Consider the following 12,822-nt stretch of genomic DNA (forward strand, 5'->3'; position numbering starts at 1 on the left):
AATATGTTTAAAATAGCCGCTAGTTTAACCGCTAAGAAACCAATTATAAAAATATTTTTCACTCTAATAATAATCGTTTTTACATCGATTTGCTATGGACAAAATACAGCCATACCCGATGCTAATTTTGAACAAGCATTAATTGACCTCGGTTATGATACAGCTCCTATAGATGGTTTTGTACCTACAGTTAACATTAATAGTATTACATCTCTAAATGTTCCTTCGGCTACCATAGGTGATTTAACGGGTATTGAAGATTTTACAGCTTTACAAGCTTTGTACTGCCAATACAATAACCTAACAACGCTTGATTTATCAAATAATACACAACTTAAAATAGTAAACTGCTATGGCAATAACTTAACAACTCTCGATTTTAGCAGTAATGCTATGCTTGAAGTATTAGGTTGTTACAATAACCAACTTTCATCTATAAATGTTACTAATAACCCAGCATTAAAAAGCATATTAGCCTATGGAAACGCAGACTTAGAAACAATAGATGTAACAGGGAATGGACAATTAATAGAATTAGAAGTACAAAATTGCAATATCACCGCTATTGATGTAACTCAATGTCCGCTCCTTGATGAATTAGTTTGTGGAGGTAATCCCTTATTAACAAGTCTCAATTTAGAGTACAACCCAGTACTAGTTTATCTTAGTTGTTCATATACAGGTATCACAAATTTAGATGTAACGAATAATCCCATTTTAGAAACAATTGATGTGCAATCTAATAGAATTGAAGCGATGGATTTTTCTCAGAATACCGTACTTAAAAAGTTATATATTAGAAATTGCGATTTTATAGCAGTGGATCTTTCTGACAATACTGCTTTAGAAATATTAGATTGTCAGGTAAACAACCTAACCAGTTTAGACTTGCAAACCAATCTTGCTTTAAAAACTTTAAATTGCCATGTAAATAATATTGCAGATTTAGATGTAAGCTTAAACACCGAACTCAAATATTTAAGTTGTCATCAGAATAACATGAATACCTTAAAGGTTGCATCTGGTAATTCATTGGAAACCGTCTTATGTTATCAAAATAATTATACAAGCTTAGACTTTTCTCAAAATACAAGCTTAGGTCGATTACGAATTCAAAACAGCCCGCTAATTGAAAGTGTAAATCTTAGAAATGGTAATAACACTGCGATGGACCGCGTAGATTTTTATGCAGACAATTGTCCTAAATTTAGTTGTGCAATTGTAGATAACAAGACCTATAGCACTAATGAATGGACCCGTGTTGATGCGACTTTAACCTTTATAGAAACCCAAACCGAGTGTGATGCCTTAACAGAATCATTCATTACAACTTGGCAAACCACAGCTCCAAACGAAAGCATTACCATACCAACCTTTCCTTCAGAAATTTATAATTACACTGTAGATTGGGGAGATGGTTTTACAACTACAGAAACAGGAGATGCTACTCATGTTTACACAACAGCAGGAAATAAAACCGTAAGTATTAGCGGTACTTTTCCTCGTATATATTTTAATAATACTGGCGATAAAGACAAAATAATCTCAATAGACCAATGGGGCAGTCAAGTATGGACTTCTATGGCGCAAGCATTTAGCGGTTGTACTAATTTGGTAGGGCTAACGATTCCTTCTGACAAACCTATACTTTCTGGTGTTACTGATGCAACTAGGATGTTTTACGGTTGTACTTCTTTCAATCAAAATATTGGTAATTGGGATGTTGGTGCTCTACAAAACATGAATTCTATGTTCGCTTTTACTTCTGCTTTTAATCAAGATATTGGTGGATGGAATGTAGGTGCAGTTAAAAACATGGCTTCTATGTTTCAAGATGCAACTGCTTTTAATAAAGATATAAGTAATTGGAATGTATCTGAGGTTACTACAATGTATTCTATGTTTAGTCGCGCTACTGACTTTAATAATGGTAGCACAGCACTAACTTGGACTAATGGTAGTAGTACATCAAAAGTAACTACTATGGAATTGATGTTTAGAGATGCTGCTGCATTTAACCAAAACATAAGTAGTTGGAATGTTTCTTCTGTAGAGAACATGAGTAAGATGTTTGATAGTGCAACGGTTTTTTAATAATGATGGCGTTGCATTAACTTGGACTAGTGGCACGGGTACTTCAAAAGTTACCAATATGTCTACAATGTTTGAAAAAGCAGTGGCATTTAATCAAGATATAAGTAGTTGGAATGTGTCTGATGTTGATAATATGAACTACATGTTCAATCGTGCTACAGCATTTAATAACGGAGGTACAGCCTTAACTTGGACTAATGGAACTGGTACATCAAAGGTTAGGCAAATGAATGCTATGTTTAGTGATGCAACTGTATTTAATCAAAATATAAGTAGTTGGAATGTGTCTGAGGTTGTTGTAATGAATAATATGTTTACAGATGCCACATCTTTTAATCAAGATATAAGTAGTTGGAATGTATCTAAAGTTACAAACATGAATTCAATGTTTTATGGTACTACTGATTATAATAATGACGGGCAACCATTAACTTGGACGAATGGCACTGGTACAATGAATGTTACCAGAATGAACTCTATGTTTCGTAATGCAGAAGCTTTTAACCAAGATATTAGCACTTGGAACGTTTCTAAGGTTGAAGGAATGGCAAATATGTTTGATAGTTCAATAAAGTTTGATCAAAATTTAGAAAATTGGACTATTACTAGCTTAACAAATGCGAATCTAATGTTTAAAGACGCGAAACTTTCAACAGAAAATTATGATAAATTACTAATAAGCTGGAGTTCACAAACATTAAATGCGGGCGTTGTATTTAGCGGTGGTAATAGTAAATATTGCTTATCGGAAACACAAAGACAAAATATAATTACTAATGATAGTTGGACAATTACTGATGGTGGAAAAGAATGTGTAGCCATCACTCCTTCATGTCCGGTAGTAACTGCGCCTTCTAATACAGATACGGATGTTTCTATCAATCCGACATTTACTTGGAATGCCGCTAATGGGGCTACTGGTTATAGAATAACCATCGGTACAACATCGGGTGGAACTGAATTTGAAAATACCACATTGGCAAATGTATTGACTTACACTCCAACAACAAGTCTAATTGAAAACACGACCTATTTTACTTCGGTTTATGCGATAAATACTGTTGGTGAATCTACCGCTTGTGCTGTTATTGAATATGAAACGGAAACTTTACCAACAGCTCCTTCATGCCCGGTAGTAACTTCACCTTCTAATACAGATATGGATGTTGCTATCAATCCGACATTTACTTGGAATGCCGCTGATGGGGCTACTGGTTATAGAATAACCATCGGTACAACATCGGGTGGAACTGAATTTGAAAATACCACATTGGCAAATGTATTGACTTACACTCCAACAACAAGTCTAATTGAAAACACGACCTATTTTACTTCGGTTTATACGATAAATACTGTTGGTGAATCAACCGCTTGTGCTGTTATTGAATTTGAAACGGAAACTTTACCAACAGCTCCTTCATGCCCGGTAGTAACTTCACCTTCTAATACAGATACGGATGTTTCAATCAATCCGACATTTACTTGGAATGCCGCTAATGGGGCTACTGGTTATAGAATAACCATCGGTACAACATCGGGTGGAACTGAATTTGAAAATACCACATTGGCAAATGTATTGACTTACACTCCAACAACAAGTCTAATTGAAAACACGACCTATTTTACTTCGGTTTATGCGATAAATACTGTTGGTGAATCAACCGCTTGTGCTGTTATTGAATTTGAAACGGAAACTTTACCAACAGCTCCTTCATGCCCGGTAGTAACTTCACCTTCTAATACAGATACGGATGTTTCAATCAATCCGACATTTACTTGGAATGCCGCTGATGGGGCTACTGGTTATAGAATAACCATCGGTACAACATCGGGTGGAACTGAATTTGAAAATACCACATTGGCAAATGTATTGACTTACACCACAACAACAAGTCTAATTGAAAACACGACCTATTTTACTTCGGTTTATGCGATAAATACTGTTGGTGAATCAACCGCTTGTGCTGTTATTGAATTTGAAACGGAAACTTTACCAACGGCTCCTTCATGCCCTGTAGTAACTGCGCCTTCTAATACAGATACGGATGTTTCTATCAATCCGACATTTACTTGGAATGCCGCTGATGGGGCTACTGGTTATAGAATAACCATCGGTACAACATCGGGTGGAACTGAATTTGAAAATACCACATTGGCAAATGTATTGACTTACACTCCAACAACAAGTCTAATTGAAAACACGACCTATTTTACTTCGGTTTATGCGATAAATACTGTTGGTGAATCTACCGCTTGTGCTGTTATTGAATTTGAAACGGAAACTTTACCAACAGCTCCTTCATGCCCGGTAGTAACTTCACCTTCTAATACAGATACTGATGTTGCTATCAATCCGACATTTACTTGGAATGCCGCTGATGGGGCTACTGGTTATAGAATAACCATCGGTACAACATCGGGTGGAACTGAATTTGAAAATACCACATTGGCAAATGTATTGACTTACACTCCAACAACAAGTCTAATTGAAAACACGACCTATTTTACTTCGGTTTATGCGATAAATACTGTTGGTGAATCAACCGCTTGTGCTGTTATTGAATTTGAAACGGAAACTTTACCAACGGCTCCTTCATGCCCTGTAGTAACTGCGCCTTCTAATACAGATACTGATGTTTCTATCAATCCGACATTTACTTGGAATGCCGCTGATGGGGCTACTGGTTATAGAATAACCATCGGTACAACATCGGGTGGAACTGAATTTGAAAATACCACATTGGCAAATGTATTGACTTACACCACAACAACAAGTCTAATTGAAAACACGACCTATTTTACTTCGGTTTATGCGATAAATACTGTTGGTGAATCAACCGCTTGTGCTGTTATTGAATATGAAACGGAAATTTTACCAACAGCTCCTTCATGCCCGGTAGTAACTTCACCTTCTAATACAGATACTGATGTTTCTATCAATCCGACATTTACTTGGAACAAAGTTACTGATGCAAATGCGTATCGAATCGTTATCACAAAAACATCAGACAATTCAGAAATTGTAAATGAGAGTTTGGGTGATGTAGATGAGTATACATTGACTACAAGTTTAGAAAATGACACGGATTATTCTGTAACTGTTTATCCTACCGATGGTACTACTGAAAATAGCAGTTGTACTGCAACAAACTTTAAAACTGAAGTCGTTACAATAACGCCGCTTGACTGTCCCGTAATAAGCTCTGCAACAACTAATGTTTCTTTGCTTCCTACTATTGAATGGAACAAAGTTACTGATGCAAGTGCATATCGTATTGTCATCATAAAAACATCAGACAATTCAGAAATTGTAAATGAGAGTTTGGGTGATGTAGATGAGTATACATTGACTACAAGTTTAGAAAATGACACGGATTATTCTGTAACTGTTTATCCTACCGATGGTACTACTGAAAATAGCAGTTGTACTGCAACAAACTTTAAAACTGAAGTCGTTACAATAACGCCGCTTGACTGTCCCGTAATAAGCTCTGCAACAACTAATGTTTCTTTGCTTCCTACTATTGAATGGAACAAAGTTACTGATGCAAGTGCATATCGTATTGTCATCATAAAAACATCAGACAATTCAGAAATTGCAAATGAGAGTTTGGGTGATGTAGATGAGTATACATTGACTACAAGTTTAGAAAATGACACGGATTATTCTGTAACTGTTTATCCTACCGATGGTACTACTGAAAATAGCAGTTGTACTGCAACAAACTTTAAAACCGTAGAAGCTACAATAACGCCGCTTGACTGTCCCGTAATAAGCTCAACAACAACTAATGTTTCTTTGTTTCCTACTATTGAATGGAACAAAGTTACTGACGCAAGTGCATATCGTATTGTCATCATAAAAACATCAGACAATTCAGAAATTGCAAATGAGAGTTTGGGTGATGTAGATGAGTATACATTGACTACAAGTTTAGAAAATGACACGGATTATTCCGTAACTGTTTATCCTACCGATGGTACTACTGAAAATAGCAGTTGTACTGCAACAAACTTTAAAACCGTAGAAGCTACAATAACGCCGCTTGACTGTCCCGTAATAAGCTCAACAACAACTAATGTTTCTTTGTTTCCTACTATTGAATGGAACAAAGTTACTGACGCAAGTGCATATCGTATTGTCATCATAAAAACATCAGACAATTCAGAAATTGCAAATGAGAGTTTGGGTGATGTAGATGAGTATACATTGACTACAAGTTTAGAAAATGACACGGATTATTCCGTAACTGTTTATCCTACCGATGGTACTACTGAAAATAGCAGTTGTACTGCAACAAACTTTAAAACCGTAGAAGCTACAATAACGCCGCTTGACTGTCCCGTAATAAGCTCAACAACAACTAATGTTTCTTTGTTTCCTACTATTGAATGGAACAAAGTTACTGACGCAAGTGCATATCGTATTGTCATCATAAAAACATCAGACAATTCAGAAATTGCAAATGAGAGTTTGGGTGATGTAGATGAGTATACATTGACTACAAGTTTAGAAAATGACACGGATTATTCTGTAGTAATATATCCTACTGATGGTACAAATGCAAATACGAGCTGTACTGCTACAGATTTTAAAACGGTAGCTGCAACACCAACATCTACAAAGTGTCCTGAAATAAGTTCACCAATTAATGAATCTGAAAATGTTTCTATTAATCCTACCATTTCATGGAATGCTTTTGATGAGACGACTGGTTATAACATAACGATAACAACATCAGATGGTTTAAAAATTGAGGATGCTACATTAGAAAATGTTGATGAATATATGATTGAGAATACCTTAGATGAAGACACCACCTATTATGTTACGCTCTATACTATGAATAGTGAAGGTGAAATTTCAGGTTGTGAAACAACATCATCTTTTACAACCCAAAAATCAATGGTAATAACTACAGAAGGTATCTCACCATTCTTTACACCAAACAACGATGGTTATCACGACTCTTGGAATGTTGAGGATGTAGACAATACTATTGACTACATATATGTACTGGATCGATTCGGAAAAATTCTTAAACAGATTAGACCTGAGTCAGAAGGTTGGGATGGCACCTATATGGGCAAACCTATGGCAGAAGATGACTACTGGTATGTAATAGTACATGATTCTGGAGCACAAGAAAGAGGACATTTTAGTTTAATAAAAAGATAATAACCATGCAAAAATCAATTTATCTTTTATTAACAGCCATAAGTATGTTCTTTACTCAGTTTTTAGGAGCTCAAGGCACATTACCCGTCTATTCAGATTATTTATCTGATAACATATTTATGGTACACCCAAGTGCCGCAGGTATTGGTAATAGCGCAAAATTAAGAATAACGCATCGCCAACAATGGAACGGAGTTAGCGACTCACCCGCATTACAAACCATAAGCATGCACAGCAGTATAGGAAATAACGCTGCCTTAGGTGGTTTAATTTTCAATGATAAAAACGGATTTCATTCTCAAGTCGGTTTTCAAGGGGCTTATGCATATCATTTAAATTTTGGCACCTACGAAGCTTTAAATCAATTATCATTTGGTCTGGCAGCTTCGTATGTTCTAAATAGTTTAGATCAGCGAACTTTTGCTGATTTTGATCCTATTGTTGCTCAGATTGTACGGTCAGAAGCTTATTTCAATGCCGATTTGAGTTTTGCATATCACAAGTTAGACGGATTTGTGTATCTAACTGCTAAAAATATTTTGTTGAATACTCGTGATGTTCAAAACTCAGAGTTTAAATCATTGAACTTAAGAAGGTACCTTTTGAATGTAGGGTATTTTATTGGTCGTGGACAAAATATTCAATTTGAACCATCAGCGATGTTTCAATATGTAGAAAATACTGGTGAAAAATTATTAGATATTAATGCCAAAGTATATCAAACATTTGGTAGTGTTGCAAGAGCTTGGGTAGCACTTTCGTACCGAAGAAGCTTAGAAAAAAACGAGGTACAGAATTTTAATCTTATTACGCCAATAGTAGGTGTAGAATTTGATCGATTCTTAATTTCATATACCTACTCTAGTGAAGTGGGAGGCTTGGTTACAGGCAATGGAGGTTTTCACCAAATTACACTAGGGGCAAATTTATTTTCTAAAAACAGATCAAATCGTGGTTACAACTCTAGATATAACACCTTTTTATACAAGACTAACAATTAACCCATTTCATTTATTCTACTAAAGCTTTTTTAGATAGTTCTATTAGTTTCTATCGATAGGTAATAAATATGTGACTAGTATCAGTCACTTTCATTTAATAACTTCTAAATCTCCATTCAAAAAACCACATTTCCTATCCAAAAACTTAGGTACTTGCATCTAAACATGCAACAAAGTATATTCGAATACGTTAGAAAATTAAACTTCAATAACAACAATATGGGGATATTCAAAAATTTATTCGGTTCAAAAGATAATGAAGAACCAAAAAAGGAAACTCAAAACACACCTACTTCGAAGTCTTATGATGACATCGCTTGGATGACAGACCTTAGACGAGAAAATTTAGACATCTGTTTCAATGCAGGTTTCAAACCAACTACTAGCCTACCCACAGAATTAGGTAGGAAATTAAGACCTTCTATAGAAATTGCAAAACGGTTACATGCCATAAAAGCATTAGTACTTTGGGTGATGGTACCAGAAGAAAATTTACCAAAAGAACAGATCTTAAGTTTTATAGAAAACAATAATCTTGAAGATTTCATGACTGCAGAAGAAAAATCTATCTTAACAGTATCACGCGATGATGAACAAGCAAGAAACGCTATTGGTTGGAAATTTGAAAACGCCTGGCCTTTGGCTTGGTATTTCGGATACAAACAACCTGATATAACAGGCGAGATGATGTCAGGCGATCAAATGCAAGACATTTTAAGCAATTACACCTGCAAATTAGATGGTAGTGTAGAAGATTGGGCAAAAGACCAAGAGACAGTCACAGAAAAAGATTTAATGCAAAAAGAAGATTTGTTCTACTGTTTACATAACGCAGTTAGAAGTGGTCAATTAGGTCATGCTACAGTACCTACAGGTTTTGACCCTATGGGCAATGGTGGTGTTATTCATGAACGAAGACATTCTTTAACCTACATGGTTTCTAAAGATACTAGTTGGGATGACACTGATTTAAGCACCTAGATTAATTAGCTGTAGTTCATAATCTTATCAGTCGACAAACCGAAAACCTTCACTATTATCTTATAAATAAATCATTAAATGAAAATTCCTGAACTAATAGTAAGTTTCATAAACAAGAGTATTTCACTAGAAAATTTTTGCCTGCCACATTTCTATCCTAAAATAGATTTATTTGAAGAGTTTCAAATAGGCTATAAGGTCAATGGTAATAGCGGTAAAAAAATTACTGGTGAAGCAGAAGGCGATTTTCAAGAGAACTGGTTTGTAATTTGTTCTGGATATTCAAACGACCCCTTTTTTATTGATATTAATGAAGAAGAGGAAAATTTTCCTGTTTATTTTGCATGGCATGGTGCAGGTAGCTGGGTGCCCATAAAAGTCTCTGAAAACATATTAGAATTTACTGATCAGCTTAATTTTTTAAGTGATTTAGAAGCTAACGAAGAACAAATACAAGAGAAATTAAAATCCAAAATCGATATAAAGAATAAATTTTGGGCAGAAGTATACAGTGAGTATGAAGAATATGATGATGATGATGAATAAAGAATCGTAATAATCTAAAATAAACATTTAAATAAACGTTGTAAACCGGGTTAATAGCGCAACTTTAGAATAGCACCAAAATCATACTTTAAGTCAAATACAATAATATATAGTGGTTAATAGCTTATAAGCTCTCGACTATCATCAAATTAAAAAAATGAAATTATTTCCAACAATTGAAGAGGTATTTAAAGATCCGAAAGAACATTATAAATATATCTTTTTCCCATTATTATCTATTGATTTAAAAGAACACAACCTAGGCGAAGGTTTAGTCCATTTTGTTTCAGTTTGGGGAAATGGTGATCCTGATGATGAATTAGACCCAGGAAATTTTGAATACAACTTCATCAAATTTAAACGTGACGGAAATAAATATGTTTTCAATGGAAAATTAGACGGTATTGAAACATTCGATAAGGTTGAAGAATGGTATAATGAAGCGCTTAAGGAATTTCAGGAAAATAAAGAGGATTATTTAAAAACCCGAGAAAGTAAAGAAGTTGAAGAAAGTGCTTTATATAAAAGCCTTCAAAAAAGAAACGCGATTAATTTTGACTATTATCACTATTCGAAAGGGCTTTTTAACTACTGGATAACTAGAGATAAGTTTTTAGAAACTGAAAAATTTATTCAAGGCGGATTTTATTCTGATGCAAATAGCGGTCATGAGAGAGAAATATTTGAACAAATTGGAGGTGAAATTGACTACGACGAATTTGAATATTTTTTAGAACTATTAGAGAATATTAACGAAGTCAAAGAAGATAAAAAATTTATCGGTTCTGTAACGGGATACAATTATATAGGTTTTGGAGAAGATAGAATTCACTTATTTATAGATGATAAAAAAAATGAAGTTTTAGTATATGCTGACTGGAGCTAAATAAACAAACATAAAACGTTATGCCATTTCCTGTAGAAGAAAAATATATTGTCGAAACAGAATCTGAATTGAATGTAAAATTTCCATCCGACTTTAAAAATCGAATGATAACATCTAATGGTGGAGAAATAGACTCAGATGATTATTTCTTTCAGCTCCATCCCTTTTTTGACAAATCTGATAAAAAGCGAATAAGCCGAACATGTAACCATATTGCACTTGAAACCAAAAATGCACAGGAATGGAAAGATTTTCCTGAGAACGCAATTGTAATTGGAGATGGTGGCTCTGGAGATCTACTATTTTTACAGCATAACGGAAACGGAATTCTATCTGATGAAATTTATTTATGGGATCACGGAGAAATTGAAAAAATAGCAGAATCTATTGAAGAACTAGATGAATAGGCTACTCATTAATTTAAATACAACAACTTAAATAAATTACCTTTTTCAATTATTAAAAATACGCTCTCGAACTATAGATAGAGAAAGTTAGGACCATTTTACAATAAATAACCATGACTATATTTTCTTATCATCTTGTCAAAATACCATTTGCTTTGGCAATAAAGGGTTTATTCATTAACCCCATTGATAAGGAAACAAAAGGTCTTGTTCATGCTGAATATATGTCGGCAATGACCTTAGGCTCTCCTATTATATCCACTTCTCGATTTCTAATAAACCAGGTTGCTATTTTTGTACAGTGGGAAAATGAAGAGGCGCTTGAGAACTATCTTAAATATGAAAAATTCGGTAACATTTTAAACAAAGGATGGCACGTTCGTTTATTATTCATGCGAGAGTGGGGAAAAATCACCGGATTCAAAATTCCACAAGAAAAAGCGACATTAGAAAACGAATCATCTGCTGTAGTTGCTGTTACCATTGCTAGAATGAAACCCTTGGCAATACCAAGGTTCTTAAAATGGGGAAGACCTGTGGAAAAACTGGTGAGAGACCACCAAGGCACTATATTTTCATTGGCTTCAATTAAATTACCAAATACAGTATCTACTTTTTCTATTTGGAAAACAGAAAAAGAAATGACTAGTATGGTTCATGGTCATAGCGATATGCCTAAACCAAAAAGACATTCAGATGCTATGAAAGAAAGAGATAGAAAAGACTTCCATTTCGAGTTTACGACCTTACGTTTTAAGCCTATTTCTGAATTTGGCATGTGGAAAGGACAACAAAACTTTATTCCAACTGAGCAATTAAATAAACCTAGTTAAATGGAATTTGCGCCTTTAAAACAAAACCTTCAAGATTGGATAACGCAGCAATGGGTAATTCTATTCGGTAAAAAAATCAATGCTGCCGAAAACGAATGGCTACTTGGTCCATTTGGAGAAACAACCGGTATTGGTGTAAAATTTATTCAGCAACTAGCAAAAAATGAAAACTTACTACTAGATAATGTACAAGTCGACAAAGGCTTATTACAGTCTATTAGCCAATTAGATTTACCAGCACAAGAACTTAATAAGTTATCTAAAGACGTCATTGACTTTTACGAGAACACAAGCAATTATGATTTTGATCTAGGGGTAAAATGGAATCCTGTATTTAAGATGTTTGGAGGGTTATTAAAAATCTTATTTAGTAATCGTATTCAGCAATTAAATATACCCATGGGCGCCGATAAAGACTCCGAAGCTTTACAGAGTGAAATTATTCATTTAATAGATGAAAAAACAAAACTAGTTAAGCGAACGATATGGCTCAGGACTTTCAAGAAATCTGGTCAAGTAGTGTATTCTGGTGTCTATGAACCTTGTATCCTACCGAATGGTACTAGTTGTATAAAAGCGATTTTCCCTTTGCCTAATGGAAGTGCAACGGTTATATTAAACCCGACAGTAGGTGCAAATGGTGAACTTATTTTAAACTCATCAGGCAAAAAAATTGGAGATAGCGGATTTTACTTTTTACTACATGATTCTAAAGGAAATTTATGGACAAAGTTTATTAAATCATTTAGAGATAAGCTTGTAGTAAGTTCTGAAAATGAAAAAATAACAGCAATACAAACTTTGACTTTGTGGAATCTAAGAGTGTTACAATTTACCTATAACATTAAAAAATTCATATAAAATACATTACTACTGCTATTTCAAATGGCTACAA

General features: G+C 34.4%; 9 protein-coding genes. All 9 read left to right on the top strand.

Annotation, left to right across the window (positions count from 1 at the left end; all coding sequences use genetic code 11):
* Positions 1-3 precede the first annotated feature (3 nt).
* The 9 genes from QSV08_RS09940 (at position 4) to QSV08_RS09980 (ending at position 12,788) form a co-directional block, all read left to right on the top strand.
* On the top strand, positions 4-2,094 hold the full coding sequence (locus QSV08_RS09940) for a BspA family leucine-rich repeat surface protein (protein WP_324028227.1): 2,091 nt from the start codon (positions 4-6) through the stop codon (positions 2,092-2,094).
* Positions 2,078-7,273 carry a BspA family leucine-rich repeat surface protein gene (locus QSV08_RS09945; RefSeq protein ID WP_324028228.1) on the top strand — a complete coding sequence of 1,732 codons (5,196 nt, stop codon included), beginning with the start codon at positions 2,078-2,080 and terminating at the stop codon, positions 7,271-7,273. The genes QSV08_RS09940 and QSV08_RS09945 overlap by 17 nt, the downstream gene beginning before the upstream one ends.
* Positions 7,274-7,278: 5 nt before the next feature.
* Positions 7,279-8,274 (top strand): type IX secretion system membrane protein PorP/SprF, encoded by a 996-nt coding sequence (locus tag QSV08_RS09950; RefSeq protein ID WP_324028229.1) that lies wholly within the window; start codon positions 7,279-7,281, stop codon positions 8,272-8,274.
* A 165-nt stretch (positions 8,275-8,439) separates the two neighbouring features.
* Positions 8,440-9,255: a DUF4272 domain-containing protein gene (locus QSV08_RS09955; RefSeq protein WP_324028230.1), complete on the top strand. Its 816-nt coding sequence runs from the start codon at positions 8,440-8,442 to the stop codon at positions 9,253-9,255.
* A 78-nt stretch (positions 9,256-9,333) separates the two neighbouring features.
* Positions 9,334-9,801 carry an SMI1/KNR4 family protein gene (locus QSV08_RS09960; protein ID WP_324028231.1) on the top strand — a complete coding sequence of 156 codons (468 nt, stop codon included), beginning with the start codon at positions 9,334-9,336 and terminating at the stop codon, positions 9,799-9,801.
* Between the two features lie 157 nt (positions 9,802-9,958).
* Complete coding sequence (locus QSV08_RS09965; RefSeq protein WP_324028232.1) at positions 9,959-10,687, top strand: hypothetical protein; 729 nt, start codon at positions 9,959-9,961, stop codon at positions 10,685-10,687.
* Between the two features lie 20 nt (positions 10,688-10,707).
* Positions 10,708-11,094: an SMI1/KNR4 family protein gene (locus QSV08_RS09970; RefSeq protein ID WP_324028233.1), complete on the top strand. Its 387-nt coding sequence runs from the start codon at positions 10,708-10,710 to the stop codon at positions 11,092-11,094.
* Positions 11,095-11,207: 113 nt separating this feature from the next.
* Complete coding sequence (locus tag QSV08_RS09975) at positions 11,208-11,927, top strand: hypothetical protein (protein ID WP_324028234.1); 720 nt, start codon at positions 11,208-11,210, stop codon at positions 11,925-11,927.
* On the top strand, positions 11,928-12,788 hold the full coding sequence (locus QSV08_RS09980; RefSeq protein WP_324028235.1) for a hypothetical protein: 861 nt from the start codon (positions 11,928-11,930) through the stop codon (positions 12,786-12,788). It abuts the gene before it with no gap.
* Positions 12,789-12,822: the final 34 nt, after the last annotated feature.

This window comes from Maribacter sp. BPC-D8 (assembly GCF_035207705.1).
GTDB lineage: Bacteria > Bacteroidota > Bacteroidia > Flavobacteriales > Flavobacteriaceae > Maribacter.

Bases quoted from the DNA above. Each gene is read 5' to 3' on its own strand.
- QSV08_RS09940 (WP_324028227.1), top strand. From the start codon at position 4: ATGTTTAAAATAGCCGCTAGTTTAACCGCTAAGAAACCAATTATAAAA.
- QSV08_RS09950 (WP_324028229.1), top strand. From the start codon at position 7,279: ATGCAAAAATCAATTTATCTTTTATTAACAGCCATAAGTATGTTCTTT.
- QSV08_RS09955 (WP_324028230.1), top strand. From the start codon at position 8,440: ATGCAACAAAGTATATTCGAATACGTTAGAAAATTAAACTTCAATAAC.
- QSV08_RS09960 (WP_324028231.1), top strand. From the start codon at position 9,334: ATGAAAATTCCTGAACTAATAGTAAGTTTCATAAACAAGAGTATTTCA.
- QSV08_RS09965 (WP_324028232.1), top strand. From the start codon at position 9,959: ATGAAATTATTTCCAACAATTGAAGAGGTATTTAAAGATCCGAAAGAA.
- QSV08_RS09970 (WP_324028233.1), top strand. From the start codon at position 10,708: ATGCCATTTCCTGTAGAAGAAAAATATATTGTCGAAACAGAATCTGAA.
- QSV08_RS09975 (WP_324028234.1), top strand. From the start codon at position 11,208: ATGACTATATTTTCTTATCATCTTGTCAAAATACCATTTGCTTTGGCA.
- QSV08_RS09980 (WP_324028235.1), top strand. From the start codon at position 11,928: ATGGAATTTGCGCCTTTAAAACAAAACCTTCAAGATTGGATAACGCAG.